This is a genomic window from Streptomyces hesseae (assembly GCF_031845785.1).
In the GTDB taxonomy this organism is placed as follows: Bacteria; Actinomycetota; Actinomycetes; order Streptomycetales; family Streptomycetaceae; genus Streptomyces; species Streptomyces hesseae.
Genome location: NZ_JAVRFI010000007.1, coordinates 1 through 14,426, shown reverse-complemented (window position 1 = coordinate 14,426; position 14,426 = coordinate 1). Strand labels below are relative to the sequence as shown.

Below are 14,426 nucleotides of genomic sequence, written 5' to 3'. Positions count from 1 at the left end.
TCAGCCCGCACATCGCCCCACGCCGCCCTGGCCGCTGCCGAGGGCACCGCTGCCGATGCGGCCGCCCTCCTTGTCGAACGTCGCGAAGACGTCCTGGACCCGGCCCGCCATCCCTAGAAGTCCCAGCCGTCGTCGTCGGCCGCCGCGCGCGGGGCCTTAACCGCGAATGCCGTCCCGGCCATGCCCGCCGTCAGCGTCGTGCCGTCGGCGGGGTCGATCAGCAGGAACGAGCCGGTGCGCCGGGAGTCGGCGTACGCGTCCAGCGCGAGCGGCTCGGCGGTGCGCAGGACGACCCGGCCGATGTCGTTGGCGGCCAGCTCGCCGGGGTCCGGGTACTGGGTGAGGTCGTCGAGGGCCAGCCGCGACGGCACCGCTTTGACCAGTGCCTTCACCGTCCGCGTGGTGTGCTTGAGCAGCACCCGGTCGCCGGTGCGCAGCGGGCGGTCGGCCACGTGGCAGACGGTGGCCTCGACGTCCTGGGTGGTGCCGGGCGCCGCGCCGGCGGGGGCGATGAGATCGCCGCGCGAGATGTCGAGGTCGTCGGCGAGCCGCAGGGTGACCGACTGCGGCGCCCAGGCCACGTCCACCGGTCCGGCCAGGCCGTCGATGGCGGCGATCGTGCTCGTACGCCCCGACGGCAGCACCGTCACCGGCTCGCCGACGCGCAGTACGCCGGAGGCGATCCGGCCGGCGTAGCCCCGGTAGTCACGGTGCCCGGGGGTCTGCGGGCGGATGACGTACTGGACGGGGAAGCGGGCGGGTTCGGCGGTGGGGTCGTCGCCGACGGGCACGGTCTCCAGGTGCTCCAGCACGGTCGGGCCGCCGTACCAGTCCATGTGGGCGGACGGGGTCACCACGTTGTCGCCCGCGAGCGCCGAGATCGGGATCGCGGTGACCTCGGGCACCCCGAGCGAGGCGGCGTACGCGCCGAACTCCCCGGCGATCGTGGCGAAGGCGGACTCGGCGTAGCCGACGAGGTCCATCTTGTTGACGGCCAGCACCACGTGCGGGACGCGCAGCAGCGCGGCGACGGCGGCGTGGCGGCGGGTCTGCTCGACGACGCCGTTGCGGGCGTCGACCAGCACCACGGCCAGCTCGGCGGTGGAGGCGCCGGTGACCATGTTGCGGGTGTACTGAACGTGGCCGGGGGTGTCGGCGAGGATGAAACGACGGCGTGGGGTGGCGAAGTAGCGGTGGGCCACGTCGATGGTGATGCCCTGCTCGCGCTCGGCGCGCAGCCCGTCGGTGAGCAGCGCCAGGTCGGGGGCGTCCTGGCCGCGGCCCAGCGACGCCCGTTCGACGGCCTCCAACTGGTCGGCCAGGACCGACTTGGAGTCGTGGAGCAGGCGTCCGACGAGGGTGGACTTGCCGTCGTCGACGCTTCCGGCGGTGGCGAAGCGCAGCAGTGAGGTGGCCTGGTCGGTGGCGGTGTCGGTGCTCATGGCTAGAAGTACCCCTCGCGCTTGCGGTCCTCCATCGCGGCCTCCGACAGCTTGTCGTCGGCCCGGGTCGCGCCCCGCTCGGTGAGCCGGGACGCCGCGATCTCGGCGATGACGGCGTGGATGGTGGCGGCATCGGAGTCGACGGCGCCGGTGCAGGACATGTCCCCGACGGTGCGGTAGCGCACCAGGCGTCTCTCCACCCGCTCGCCGTCGCGGGGGCCTCCCCAGTCGCCCGGGGCCAGCCACATGCCGTCGCGGGGGAAGACCTCCCGCTCGTGGGCGTAGTAGATCGAGGGCAGTTCGATCTTCTCGCGGGCGATGTACTGCCAGACGTCCAGCTCGGTCCAGTTGGACAGCGGGAAGACGCGCACGTGTTCGCCGGGGGAGTGGCGGCCGTTGTAGAGCTGCCACAGCTCGGGGCGCTGCCGGCGCGGGTCCCAGCCGCCGAACTCGTCCCGCAGCGAGAACACCCGCTCCTTGGCCCGGGCCTTCTCCTCGTCGCGCCGCCCGCCGCCGAAGACCGCGTCGAAGCGGTTACCGCTGATGGCGTCCAGCAGCGGGACCGTCTGGAGCGGGTTGCGGGTACCGTCGGGGCGTTCGCGCAGCTCGCCCCGGTCGATGAAGTCCTGCACGGAGGCCACGTGCAGCCGTAGGCCCAGCTCGGCGACCGTGCGGTCGCGGTAGGCGAGGACCTCGGGGAAGTTGTGCCCGGTGTCCACGTGCAGCAGCGGGAAGGGCACGGCCGCCGGGGCGAACGCCTTGAGGGCGAGGTGCAGCATGACGATGGAGTCCTTGCCGCCGGAGAACAGCAGCACCGGCCGTTCGAACTCGCCCGCCACCTCGCGGAAGACGTGCACCGCCTCGGACTCCAGCGCGTCCAGATGCGTCAGGGCGTACGGGCTGTCCGCTGCGGTACTCACAGCAGCCCCCTTTCCGTCAGCAGCGTGTACAGCGCCGCCGCCGATTCCCCGACGCTCTGCTCGTGCACGGGGATCCGCAGGTCCGGTTCGGCCGGCGCCTCGTACGGGTCGTCGACGCCGGTCAGGCCGGATATCTCGCCCGCCGCCCGCTTGGCGTACAGGCCCTTCACGTCCCGGGCGGAGCACACGTCCACCGGGGTGGCCACATGGACCTCCACATAGCCCGTGCCGCTCGCCTGATGGCGCTTGCGCACCGCCTCGCGGGAGTCCGCGTAGGGCGCGATGACGGGCACGAGCACCGTCACGCCGTGCGCGGCCAGCAGTCGGGCGACGAAGCCGATCCGCTGGACGTTGGTGTGCCGGTCCTCGCGGGAGAAGCCCAGGCCCGCCGAGAGGAACTCCCGGATCTCGTCGCCGTCCAGCACCTCCACCGGCCGCCCCTCGGTACGCAGCCGGTCCGCGAGCGCACGGGCGATCGTCGTCTTGCCCGCGCTCGGCAGGCCGGTGAGCCACACGGTGGCGCCCACGCTCATATTCCTCTCCAGCTCCAGGAGTTCCGTCATCCGTGCAGCCCGCATTCCGTCTTGCCCGTGCCCGCCCAGCGGCCGGCCCGCGCGTCCTCGCCCGTCAGCGTGCGACGCGTGCAGGGCGCGCAGCCGACGGAGGTGTAGCCGTCCATCAGCAGCGGGTTGACGAGCACGCCGTGCTCGGCGACGTACGCGTCCACGTCCGCCTCGGTCCAGCGGGCGATCGGGGAGACCTTGACCTTGCCGCGCCGGGCGTCCCAGCCCACGACCGGGGTGCCGGCCCGGGTGGGGGACTCGTCACGGCGCAGGCCGGTCGCCCAGGCGTCGTACGCGGCCAGGCCCTCCGCCAGCGGCTCGACCTTCCGCATCCGGCAGCACAGGTCCGGGTCGCGCTCGTACAGCCGCGGCCCGTACGCCGCGTCCTGCTCGGCGACGCTGCGGCGCGGGGTGAGGGTGAGGACGTGGACGTCCATGACGGCCTCGACCGCGTCGCGGGTGCCGATGGTCTCCGGGAAGTGGTAGCCGGTGTCCAGGAAGACCACGTCGACGCCGGGGTGGACGCGCGAGGCGAGGTGGGCGACGACGGCGTCCGCCATGGAGGCGGTGACGCAGAAGCGCTCACCGAAGGTGTCGGCCGCCCAGCGCAGGATCTCCAGGGCGGGCGCGTCCTCCAGCTCCCGGCCCGCCTCGACCGCCAGTTTCTCAAGACCGGTCATGTGTCCGCCCCTTGACCATCTGCCCGCCCCTTGACCAGGCCCCGGGTCAGGAGCCCGAGGAAGGAGAGCTTGAAGGCGCGGTTGCAGGCGCCGCACTCCCAGGCGCCATGACCCTGCTCACCGGGCCGCAGGTCCTCGTCCCCGCAGTAGGGGCAGTAGAAGGGGGCGGCGCGCTCACTCATGAGAGGGCCTCCTCGTCCGCCCGGGCCGCCCATTGGGCGAACCGTTCCCCCTCGGCTCTCTCCGCCTGGAAGCGCCGCAGGACGCGCTCCACGTAGTCCGGGAGCTCCGCCGAAGTGACCTTCAGGCCGCGCACCTTGCGGCCGAACCCGGCCGCGAGGCCGAGCGCCCCGCCCAGGTGCACCTGGAATCCCTCGACCTGCTCGCCCCGCTCGTCGGTGACCAACTGGCCTTTGAGACCGATGTCCGCGACCTGGATACGGGCGCAGGCGTTGGGGCAGCCGTTGATGTTGATCGTGACGGGCTCGTCGAAGTCCGGCAGCCGGCGCTCGAGTTCGTCGATGAGCGCAGAGCCGCGCGCCTTGGTCTCCACGATCGCGAGCTTGCAGAACTCGATGCCCGTGCAGGCCATCGTGCCGCGCCGGAACGGGGAGGGCGCCACCCGCAGATCCAGCGCCTCCAGGCCCGCCACCAGCGAGGAGACCTGCTCCTCCGGCACGTCCAGGACGATCATCTTCTGCTCGGCCGTGGTGCGTATCCGGCCCGAGCCGTGCTGCTCGGCCAGCTCCGCGATCTTGGTGAGCGTGGCGCCGTCGACCCGGCCGACGCGCGGGGCGAAGCCGACGTAGAAGCGGCCGTCCTGCTGCCGGTGCACGCCGACGTGGTCCCGCCAGCGGTGCAGGGGCTGTTCGGGGGCCGGGCCGTCGACGAGCCGGCGGCCGAGGTACTCGTCCTCCAGCACCTGGCGAAACCGTTCGGCACCCCAGTCGGCGACGAGGAACTTCAGCCGGGCCCGGTTGCGCAGCCGCCGGTAGCCGTAGTCGCGGAAGATGCCGATGACGGCGCCGAAGACGTCCGCCACCTCGTCCAGCGGCACCCACGCGCCGAGCCGGACGCCGATCCGGGGGTTGGTGGACAGCCCGCCGCCCACCCACAGGTCGAAGCCCGGGCCGTGCTCGGGGTGACGGACGCCGACGAACGCCACGTCGTTGATCTCGTGGGCGACGTCGAGCAGCGGGGAGCCGGAGACGGCCGACTTGAACTTCCGGGGCAGATTGGAGAAGTCGGGGTTGCCGATGAAACGGCGGTGGATCTCCTCGACGGCCGGGGTGCCGTCGAGGATCTCGTCCTCGGCGATACCGGCCACGGGCGAGCCCAGGATCACCCGGGGTGTGTCCCCGCAGGCCTCGGTGGTGGACAGGCCGACGGCCTCCAGCCGCCGCCAGATCTCCGGCACGTCCTCGATCCGGATCCAGTGGTACTGGATGTTCTGCCGGTCGGTGATGTCGGCGGTGCCCCGGGCGAACTCCTGGGAGACCTCGCCGACGACGCGCAGTTGCGCGGTGGTCAGCCGGCCGCCGTCGATGCGCACCCGCAGCATGAAGAACTCGTCGTCCAGCTCCTCCGGGGGCAGGACGGCCGTGCGGCCGCCGTCGATACCGGGCTTGCGCTGGGTGTAGAGGCCCCACCAGCGCATCCGGCCGCGGAGATCGCTGGGGTCGATGGAGTCGAAGCCGGCCTTGGAGTAGATCGTCTCAATGCGTGTCCGCACATTGAGACCGTCGTCGTCCTTCTTGAACTGCTCGTTGGCGTTCAGCGGGGTGAAGTGACCGACGGCCCACTGGCCTTCGCCTCGGTGGCGGCCGGACTTGCGCCGCGCCGGGGCGGCGGGGGAGCGGGAAGGGGTGTCAGTCATAGAGAAATGTCCTTAAAATCCGCATGTGTCCCCAATGGGTGTGCCGGGCACGGCATACGAAGGGGAGGCAGGGGTCACCTCGTCGGCACGACAGGGCCGACTGAGGGGAGGGGCGGTGGTGCTGTGACTGTCAGCCCGCCGGACAGATGGCGCTGGACATGCGGCCGAGGTCGACGTGACGCCGACTCACCAAGGCGATTCCAGCTCGGGACATGACGGCAGCGTGGCACGGCAGTCTTCGGCCAGTCCACTGTTGTCCGAATAACAAGATGGACCATTCCGGAATGTGGAATGGTCCATTGTGCTCGCGGGCGCCGCCCGCCATCGCCCCGTCCGCTGCGGCTAGGCCGCCTTCTCCGGGTGAGCGCCAGGCCAGGGGCCCGGAGTGGGCACGTCCGGCTCTTCCGTCACCTCGGTGGCGAACACCCGGAAGCCGCGCCGCTCGTAATTGCCGAGCGCGTGCGGTCCGTCCAGGCTGCACGTGTGCACCCACACCCGCTTCGTGGGCTCCCGCTCCGGCCACCGCGCGGCCAGGTCCCAGGCCCGCGCGGTCCCGACGCTCAGCAGATGGCCCCCGATCCGCCGCCCCCGGAACCTCGGGATCAGCCCGAAGTAGGCGATCTCGACGGCCCCCTCCGGCTGGGCGTCCAGCTCCACGTACCCGGCCGGCGTGCCGTGCTCGTACGCCACCCAGGTCTCCGTCCCCGGCCGCTCCAGGAACTCCGCCCACCGCTCGTACGACCAGCTCAGCCGGTCCGTCCAGGTGATGTCCCCGCCCACGGCGGTGTACAGGAAACGGCTGAACTCGGGGCAGGGTACGGCCGCCCGTTCGATCCGGATGCCGGACGAAGCGTCCGGAACGCGGGCCGGGACGAGATCGGCCGGCGTGGTCTGCTCCAGCGACCAGGTGGTCACGGTCGTCGTCGTGCTGTCGCTCATGGCCGAAACCTCATCACACTGCTGTCAGCACTCCACGGGCAGCCCCCGGCGCGCCGCCAGCACCAGCGGTGCCGTCGAGGCGGGCAGCAGGTCCTCGGGGACCTCCGGTTCCAGCAGATGCACCTCCAGCCCGTCGGTGAAGCGGTACGGGCGGTGGCTGAGCACCCCCGCCAGGGTGCGCCGCAGCCGGGACAGCTCCGCCCGCACCGTCACCGTGCGCGAGGCGTCGCCGAAGAGGTCCGCCGCCAGCTGGGCGGCCGTCCGCCCCGCCCGGTGCCGGGCCAGCACGTACAGCAACTCGGCGTGGCGCGGGCTGAGGTCGTGCGACCACTGGCCCGCCGCCCCGGCGACGCTCACCGTCCACGTGCGCGGCTGGCGCAGGTCCAGCACCAGCCGCCCGGGCGGCGCCTCCTCGTCCGCGCCCCGGTCCAGCCGGACCAGCCAGCCGTCCGGCAGCGGTTCCAGCGTGCACGGACCCAGGGACGGCAGCCACACCCGCCCCGGGGCCGCCTCCCGGGGCAGCACCACCCGGCTCACCGGCGCCATCCCCGTCACGGCCGCCGTCCAGCCGTCGCGGTCCACCGCCAGCGCCCGGCCGCCCAGCCGGGCCAGCATCGGCGCCGCGACCGTACGCAGCCGGTCCACCGACTCCCAGTGCCGGGCGCGCAGCTCCGCCTCGGACACCTTGGCCACGGCCGTCACCAGGGCCAGCGTCGTCGGGTTGAACGCGGGCACGGGCCCCGACACGTTCAGCACGCCCAGCAGCCGCCCGTCGCGCGGGTCGTGCAGCGGGGCCGCCGCGCACGTCCAGGCGTGGTGCGACCGTACGAAGTGCTCGGCGGAATGGACCTGCACCGGCCGGCGCTCCACCAGCGCCAGCCCGATGCCGTTGGTGCCCACCAGCTCCTCGGTCCAGGACGCGCCCACCTCGAAGCCCAGCCGGTCCGCGCTCCGGCGCACCCCGGGGCTGCCCTCCCGCCACAGCACCCGGCCCTCGGCGTCCGAGACCACGATCAGATGCCGCACGGCGTCCACCGCCTCGCGCAGCCCCTCCCGCACCTGCGGCAGCAGCCCGCCCAGCGGGGAGCTCCGGCGCAGGTGCTCCACCTCGGCCGCCGAGATCAGGGCGACGGGCCCGCCGGTGTCGGGGTCGAGACCGTGGCGGCGGGCGCGGTGCCACGACTCGCCGATCACCGGACGCGGTCGCACGGGCGACTCCATGCCGCCGAGGGCGGCCTCCCGGATGGCGGGCAGCAGTCCCGCGTCGATCGGTATGCGCTTCACGCTGCAATGGTGCCGTCGCGAGCCGCTCCGCGCCGGGTCATCCGCGATATTGCAACGCCTTGCAACCATTGCGAACGCACCCGTCCCGGGCGGAAGGTGAAGGGGAGCGGCCGGAGGGTGGTGCCGAGTCGGCGCAGCATCACCCTCCGCGGCCTCCCACCTGCAACGGCCCGGCCCGGCCCGGCGCCGGGCCGCAGGATGAACCGACCCGCCCGCGGCGGATACGGTTAGGTCGTGCAGGCAGCAAAAGAACATTCGGGCCGGGAGGTCGGCCGGCTCCGCAGGGCTAGGGCTCTGTACCGAAATGTCTCCAAACGCAGGATGGCGTGGCTGCTCCTGAAGGACACCGTCAACTCCTGCATGGAGTACCGCGTCACGGGACTGGCCGCCGAAGCCGCCTTCTTCACCCTGCTGTCGCTGCCCCCGTTGCTCCTCGCCCTCCTCGGGCTGCTGCGCTACCTGGACGACTGGACGGGCACCCGCACCATCCTCGGCATCCAGGAGAGCATCCTCACCGTGTCCTCCGCCGTCCTGTCGGACAAGGGCACCAAGGAGATCGCCGAGCCGCTGGTCCGGGACGTCCTCAAGCTCGGCAGCCCGGACATCATCTCCGTCGGCTTCGCCATCGCCCTGTGGTCCGGCTCCCGGGCCGTGAACGTCTTCGTGGACACCATCACGATCATGTACGGGCTGGAGGGCAAGCGCGGCATCGTCAGGACCAGGCTGCTGGCCTTCCTCCTCTACGTCGTCGCCCTCGTCATCGGGGCGGTGGCGCTGCCGCTGATGGTGGCCGGGCCGGAGACGGTGGTGAACGTCGTGCCCTGGAGCGGGGACGTCGTCCGCTTCCTCTACTGGCCCGTCGTCACCCTCCTGTCCATCGCCTTCCTCACCACGCTCTACCACGTGTCCGTCCCCGTGCGCTCCCCCTGGGCGGAGGACATCCCCGGTGCCTTCGTCGCCCTCACCATGTGGGTCCTCGGCAGCCTCCTGCTGCGCGTCTATCTCACCCACACCGTCGAGGGCGTCACCATCTACAGCTCGCTGGCCGCGCCCGTCGCCGTGCTCCTGTGGATCGGCGTCTCCGCCTTCGCGGTGCTCGTCGGCGCCGCCGTGAACGCCGCGATCGACCGGGTCTGGCCCTCCGTCACCACCGCCGCCGCCCGTGCCGAGGTCGACCGGCAGCGCGAGGCCGCCGCCACCCGCGCGGCCGCCGAGCGGGCCGCCCGGGCCCTGGTCCACGAGATCGACGACGACCCCTGGGAGCCCGAGGAGGGCGTCATCGGCCAGGACCGGGAACCCCCCTCGGAATTCCCCGAGCGCTGGGCCCAGTTCCTGCCCCCCGAGGACGTCCGCTCCCGGCTCCACAAACCGGACCAGCCGCCCAAGCACGCCAAACCGAACAACAAACGGGACACGTGATCAGGACCGCCGACGGGCCGTGAGAAAACCACTCGCGGCCCGTCGGCGTTCGCCCCTACGATCGCTTGCGCCAGGACGAACCGCTCCAGGCACTCGGACCGCTCCACAGGAGGTGAGCACGCGATGACTGTCGTCGCCACGGGCCGCGCCCGCGCTCAGAAGACCATCCCCACCTCCCTCCTGAAGGACCACAGTCTTGTCCGAGCTCAATGCTCCGCACCCCCTCTCCGCCTACGGCTGGGACACGGGGTTCGCTGACGGCTTCACCCCGTACGCCGCCGAGGGGCTCGTCCCCGGGCGTATCGTCCGCGTCGACCGCGGCCGCTGCGACGTCGTCGTCGCCGACGGCGAGGCCGGCGTCCGCCATGTCATGGCCGACACCTCGCTCGTCACCACGGGCGACCCGCTGAACATCATGTGCACCGGCGACTGGGCCGCCGTCGACCTCTCCGGAGGCTATGTACGGGCCCTGCTGCCGCGCCGCACCGCCTTCGTCCGCTCCACGTCCTCCAAGCGCTCCGAGGGCCAGGTCCTCGCCGCCAACGTCGACCACGCCGTCGTCGCGGTCTCGCTGGCCGCCGAGCTCGACCTGGGCCGGATCGAACGGTTCCTGACGCTGGCCTGGGAGAGCGGCGCCACTCCGCTCGTCGTCCTCACCAAGGCCGACCTCGTCCCCGACCCCGCCACCCTGGCCCACCTCGTCGCCGACACGGAGACGGCGGCGCCGGGCGTTCAGGTGCTGGCCGTCAGCGCCGAGGCGGGCGACGGCGTCGACGCCCTCGCGGCCGTGCTGTCGGGCGGCGCGTCCGTCCTCATCGGCCAGTCCGGCGCCGGCAAGTCCACGCTGGCCAACGCCCTCGTCGGCGGCGAGGTCCAGACCGTACAGGCGATCCGCGACCGCGACGGCAAGGGCCGCCACACCACCACCACGCGCAACCTGCTGCCGCTGCCCGGCGGCGGGGTCCTCATCGACACCCCCGGGCTGCGGGGAGTGGGCCTGTGGGACGCGGAGGGCGGCGTCGGCCGCACCTTCGCCGAGATCGAGGCCCTCGCCGAGGACTGCCGCTTCCAGGACTGCGGCCACGGAGGCGAACCGGGCTGCGCGGTCCTCGCGGCGCTCGAGGACGGCACCTTGCAGCCCCGCCGCCTCGACAGCTACCGCAAGCTCCTCCGCGAGAACGAATGGATCGCCTCCCGCACCGACGCCCGCCTGCGGGCGGAGATCCGCCGCGACTGGAAGCGGAAGCAGGCGGAGGGGAGGGCGGCGATGGCGCGGAAGCGGGGGTGAGCTGGGGGCGGGGTGCCCCTGGGCGTAGCCCGGGGGGTTCTGAACGGGGCCTGCGCCCCGCTACATATTGTGAGATATTGCTTACGCGCCGTCGTCGATTGTGGCGCGATCGCGTCTGTGATGGCCGGGGACATCGCGGCCCGCGCTTGATTCAGGGAGTGTTCATGGCTGACCGGCAGACCGGCACGGTGAAGTTCTTCAACGACGAAAAGGGATACGGGTTCATCACCCCGGACGGCGGAGGGGACGATCTCTTCGTGCACTTCAGGGCGATCGAATCGGACGGGTTCAAGTCCCTGAACGAGGGACAGCGCGTGAGCTTCGTCGCCGCGCGGGGACAGAAGGGCATGCAAGCCGAGCAGGTGCGGCCGGAGTGACGCGCTGACCGTTCGGACGCTGTGGGGGCCGTACGGGCTTCCAGCCCTGTTCGGCTCCTGCCCCCGGCGCGGGAGCGGACACCGCCCCGAGGGCCGTGTCCGATTTCCGCCAGCCCGGCGGCAGGCGCTCCCGCAGACTGGACACATGGAACGCACGACGGGCCACCCCCCACCCCTCGACGACGACACCCGGTACCAGGCCGTGACCAGCCGGGACGCGCGTTTCGACGGGGTGTTCTACCTCGCCGTCGTCACCACCGGCATCTACTGCCGGCCGAGCTGCCCCGCCGTGACCCCGAAGCGGGCCAATGTCCGCTTCCATCCGTCGGCCGCCGCCGCCCAGCGTGCCGGGTTCCGGGCCTGTCGACGGTGCCGGCCGGACGCCGCGCCGGGGTCGCCCGAGTGGAACGTCCGCGCCGACCTCGTCGGCCGTGCCATGCGGCTGATCGGCGACGGCGTCGTCGACCGCGAGGGCGTCGCAGGGCTCGCCACGCGCCTCGGCTACAGCTCCCGCCAGGTGCACCGCCAGCTCACCGAGGAGCTGGGCGCGGGCCCGGTCGCCCTCGCCCGGGCCCAGCGCGCGCACACCGCGCGGGTGCTGCTCCAGACCACCGACCTGCCGGTCACCGAGATCGCCTTCGCGGCGGGCTTCGCCAGCGTCCGGCAGTTCAACGACACCATCCGTGCCGTCCACGCCCGCACCCCCAGCGAACTGCGCGCCCGCCCCGCCCAGCGGCGCGGGACCGGCGCCGGCGTCCCGCTGCGGCTCGCCCACCGGGGCCCGTACGCCGCACGCGAGGTCTTCGACTTCCTCCAGCGCCGCGCCATCACCGGCATCGAGGAAGTCCTCGGCACCCCCGGCTCCCGGGTCTACCGCCGCACCCTGAGCCTCCCCTACGGCACCGGCACAGCCGAGATCCACGAGCCGGACCCCGCCGGGACCCGCCGGCACGGCGACTGGCTCGACTGCCGGCTCCACCTCACCGACCCCCGCGACACGGCCGCCGCCGTCCAGCGCGTCCGGCGCCTGTTCGACCTCGACGCCGACCCCTTCGCCGTCGCCGAGCGGCTCGGCGCCGACCCGCTGCTCCGCCCGCTGGTCGAGGCCCGCCCCGGACTCCGCTCCCCGGGCGCCGCCGACGGCGACGAACTCGCCGTACGGGCCGTCCTCGGCCAGCAGATCTCCGTCCCGGCCGCCGCCCGCCTCGCGGCCACGCTCGTGGCCGCGTACGGAAAACCACTGGCCGCGCCGGACGGCGGGCTCACCCACCTCTTCCCCGCCGCCGCCACCCTCGCCGCCGCCGACCTCGCCGAGCTGGGCATGCCCGACACCCGCCGGCGGACCCTGCGCACCCTCGCCACCGCCCTCGCGGACGGCGCGGTCCGCCTCGACGGGGGCGTGGACCGTGACGAGACCGAGCGCGCCCTGCTCGCCCTGCCGGGCATCGGCCCCTGGACCGCCGGCTACATCCGCATGCGGGCCCTCGGTGATCCGGACGTCTTCCTCCCGGGCGACGCCGGGGTACGCCATGGACTCGCCGCCCTCGGCGCCACGGTCGGCGACGCCGACGCCTGGCGCCCCTGGCGCTCCTACGCCCTCCATCACCTGTGGAACGCACCGAAGGACTCCTGACCATGCTGTACACACACGTCCCCGGCCCGCTGGGCCCGCTGCTGCTCACCGGCCTGCCCTCCGCCACGGCCCCCGGCGGCACCGCCCTGACCTCCCTCACCGTGCCCGGCCAGAAGAACGCCCCGGCCGTCGGCCCGGACTGGCGCGAGGACCCCGCCGCGTTCGCGGAGGCCGAGCGCCAGCTCGACGCCTACTTCACGGGCCGGGCCAAGGAATTCCACCTCGAATTCGCCGCCGAGGGCACGGACTTCCGGCGCAGGGTGTGGGAGGCGCTCGACTCCATCCCGTACGGCGCCACCACGACGTACGGCGGGCTGGCCGCCCGTATCGGGGCCTCGCGTGCGGCCGTCCGCGCGATCGGCGGCGCCGTCGGGGCCAATCCGCTGCTGATCCTCCGGCCGTGTCATCGGGTGATCGGGGCGGACGGGTCCCTGACGGGGTACGCGGGGGGACTGGACCGCAAGCGGCTGCTCCTCGAACTCGAGGGCGTCGCGTAGCCGCGGTGGTGGGAGGGGCCATGTGGCCACGGCCTCAGCCCAGGACCACCGCCGCCACCCAGGCCCCGACCACCGCCAGGCAGGCGAAGAGCGTCGTCGCCCACGCCTCCTCCGCGACCGTGGCCGTCGTCCGGCGCGGCGACGGCGGCGGTGGCCGTAGCCGGACGAAGGCCTGGTCGAGCAGCAGGAGCCCGGTCCCGCCGACGAGCACCGCCCAGGCCACGGCCGAGAGTTCGGCCATCGTCCACCAGAGCGTGCCCGCCCAGACGATCAGCGGCCCGGGTACGCCCGGGGTCACGACGCCGAGCAGGCCGAGCAGCATCACCAGGCCGACCAGGAGCAGCTGCCACGTCCCCATGCGTCAAGGTTGCCGGAACCCGGACGCGGCCGCCCCCGGGCGAATTCGGTCAGAGCTTCACCGGCGTATCGTCCAGCCACGCTCGGCGGCCTGCCAGCCCAGTTGGAGCCGGGTGGTCACCCCGGCCAGCTCCATCAGCCGCCGCACCCGGCGCTGAACGGTCCGCAGGCCCAGCCCGAGCTGTTTGGCGACGCTCGCGTCCGTCAGCCCCGCCAGCAACAGGGACAGCACCTCCAGGTCGGTGGCGTCGGGCTCGGCCGGGCCGGCGCCGGGTCTCCCGTCCGCGCGCAGGGGACGGCCCTCGCGCCAGGCGCCCTCGAACAGGTCGATCAGCGAGTCCAGCAGCGTGCCGGAGTGGACGACGAGGGCGGCGGTGTCGGTCGCGCCGGCGGTGCCCGAGGCGAGAGGCAGCAGTGCGACCCCGCGGTCCACGATCACCAGTTCGGCGGGTATCCGGTCGACCACCCGGCACCGGCCGGGGAACGACGCGGTGCCCTCGACGACCGTCCGGTGGGCCACCGCGGCCCCCTCCGTCAACACCCCTACCCGGCCCGTCAACATGACGCACACTTCTTCCGCCGCGCTCAGCCGGAGCCCCGACAGCCGCCGGGCGACCGCCCCGGCACCCGTCACGACCTCCACCGCCCCCGCCCCGACAGGCTGCTCCGCTGGACTTTCCGCGTGTGCCGTCCGTCGTATGGCGTCCACACCCATGGAACCGAGCACGCGACATTCCTCCCCATCCCCGCGACCGAGCTATGGCTCGGGACATCATCCCTGGGGTGGTGTTCGCCGTGCACTCTTCCCGTATGCCCCACAGTGTGGACAATAAGGGCATGAGTCAGCAGGGGGACCAGTACGCCGAACAAGAGGACGCCTGGTGGCGTGAGTTGTACGGCAGGAGTGAACCCGACACGGGAGGCGGCGCCGTCGGCGACAGCCTCGACGAACGGTTCTCCTCCGCCTCGGCGGTGGTCGGTCCGGAACCTCTTCGTCCGAGAGCGGAGCCGCGACGGCCCGAGCCGCCCAGGAGGGCCGCCGGGGCCGCGGACGGCCCGCCCGGCCCGTCGTCGGGCGCCCCCTCCGGGCTTTCGCCCGCTGTGTCCCGCGGCGTGCCACGGCAGACCAAACGCTGGGCCCCGCCCGCCCC

General features: G+C 73.1%; 15 protein-coding genes and 1 pseudogene. 6 read left to right on the top strand and 10 right to left on the bottom strand.

The features are described from left to right. Nucleotides 1–113: 113 nt before the first annotated feature. The 8 genes from RM609_RS13440 to RM609_RS13405 form a co-directional block, all read right to left on the bottom strand. Nucleotides 114–1,442 (bottom strand): sulfate adenylyltransferase subunit 1, encoded by a 1,329-nt coding sequence (locus tag RM609_RS13440; protein ID WP_311610720.1) that lies wholly within the window; start codon nucleotides 1,440–1,442, stop codon nucleotides 114–116. Between the two features lie 2 nt (nucleotides 1,443–1,444). Further along, on the bottom strand, nucleotides 1,445–2,362 hold the full coding sequence (cysD, locus tag RM609_RS13435) for a sulfate adenylyltransferase subunit CysD (protein WP_311610718.1): 918 nt from the start codon (nucleotides 2,360–2,362) through the stop codon (nucleotides 1,445–1,447). Next, a complete protein-coding gene (gene cysC, locus RM609_RS13430) occupies nucleotides 2,359–2,940 on the bottom strand; it encodes an adenylyl-sulfate kinase (protein WP_438828428.1) in 582 nt (193 codons plus the stop codon). The genes cysD and cysC overlap by 4 nt, the downstream gene beginning before the upstream one ends. Continuing rightward, nucleotides 2,922–3,605, bottom strand: a complete 684-nt coding sequence (locus RM609_RS13425) for a phosphoadenylyl-sulfate reductase (RefSeq protein ID WP_311610715.1) — start codon at nucleotides 3,603–3,605, stop codon at nucleotides 2,922–2,924. The genes cysC and RM609_RS13425 overlap by 19 nt, the downstream gene beginning before the upstream one ends. Next, entirely contained in the window at nucleotides 3,602–3,787 is a 186-nt protein-coding gene (locus tag RM609_RS13420; RefSeq protein WP_311610713.1) for a hypothetical protein, read from the bottom strand. Before RM609_RS13420 ends, RM609_RS13425 begins: the two co-directional genes overlap by 4 nt. Further along, complete coding sequence (locus tag RM609_RS13415; protein ID WP_311610712.1) at nucleotides 3,784–5,481, bottom strand: nitrite/sulfite reductase; 1,698 nt, start codon at nucleotides 5,479–5,481, stop codon at nucleotides 3,784–3,786. The genes RM609_RS13420 and RM609_RS13415 overlap by 4 nt, the downstream gene beginning before the upstream one ends. 342 nt (nucleotides 5,482–5,823) lie before the next feature. Further along, nucleotides 5,824–6,420, bottom strand: coding sequence for a GNAT family N-acetyltransferase (locus RM609_RS13410; RefSeq protein WP_311610711.1), 597 nt, complete (start codon nucleotides 6,418–6,420; stop codon nucleotides 5,824–5,826). Nucleotides 6,421–6,444: 24 nt separating this feature from the next. Next, nucleotides 6,445–7,641 carry a helix-turn-helix domain-containing protein gene (locus RM609_RS13405; RefSeq protein WP_311611057.1) on the bottom strand — a complete coding sequence of 399 codons (1,197 nt, stop codon included), beginning with the start codon at nucleotides 7,639–7,641 and terminating at the stop codon, nucleotides 6,445–6,447. A gap of 297 nt (nucleotides 7,642–7,938) precedes the next feature. On the opposite strand from RM609_RS13405, the gene RM609_RS13400 reads away from it, so the two are divergent. From RM609_RS13400 to RM609_RS13380, 5 genes are all read left to right on the top strand, one after another. Then, entirely contained in the window at nucleotides 7,939–9,123 is a 1,185-nt protein-coding gene (locus tag RM609_RS13400) for a YihY/virulence factor BrkB family protein (protein ID WP_311610709.1), read from the top strand. A 196-nt stretch (nucleotides 9,124–9,319) separates the two neighbouring features. Further along, nucleotides 9,320–10,411, top strand: a complete 1,092-nt coding sequence (gene rsgA / locus RM609_RS13395) for a ribosome small subunit-dependent GTPase A (protein WP_311610708.1) — start codon at nucleotides 9,320–9,322, stop codon at nucleotides 10,409–10,411. 164 nt (nucleotides 10,412–10,575) lie between these two features. Further along, complete coding sequence (locus RM609_RS13390; RefSeq protein ID WP_311610706.1) at nucleotides 10,576–10,788, top strand: cold-shock protein; 213 nt, start codon at nucleotides 10,576–10,578, stop codon at nucleotides 10,786–10,788. Nucleotides 10,789–10,933: 145 nt separating this feature from the next. Beyond that, nucleotides 10,934–12,421, top strand: a complete 1,488-nt coding sequence (locus tag RM609_RS13385) for an AlkA N-terminal domain-containing protein (protein WP_311610704.1) — start codon at nucleotides 10,934–10,936, stop codon at nucleotides 12,419–12,421. A 2-nt stretch (nucleotides 12,422–12,423) separates the two neighbouring features. After that, a complete protein-coding gene (locus tag RM609_RS13380; protein WP_311610702.1) occupies nucleotides 12,424–12,918 on the top strand; it encodes a methylated-DNA--[protein]-cysteine S-methyltransferase in 495 nt (164 codons plus the stop codon). A gap of 34 nt (nucleotides 12,919–12,952) precedes the next feature. Here the strand turns inward: RM609_RS13380 and RM609_RS13375 are convergent, their stop codons facing one another. Together RM609_RS13375 and RM609_RS13370 are read right to left on the bottom strand one after the other, a co-directional pair. Next, entirely contained in the window at nucleotides 12,953–13,276 is a 324-nt protein-coding gene (locus tag RM609_RS13375; RefSeq protein WP_311610700.1) for a DUF456 family protein, read from the bottom strand. Nucleotides 13,277–13,333: 57 nt separating this feature from the next. Next, the gene (locus tag RM609_RS13370; RefSeq protein WP_438828427.1) at nucleotides 13,334–14,002 is read right to left on the bottom strand and encodes a helix-turn-helix transcriptional regulator; all 669 of its coding nucleotides are present in this window, start codon (nucleotides 14,000–14,002) and stop codon (nucleotides 13,334–13,336) included. 110 nt (nucleotides 14,003–14,112) lie between these two features. Between RM609_RS13370 and RM609_RS13365 the strand changes: the two are divergent. Further along, nucleotides 14,113–14,426 (top strand): annotated as a pseudogene (locus RM609_RS13365) (protein phosphatase 2C domain-containing protein); the annotation flags it as partial.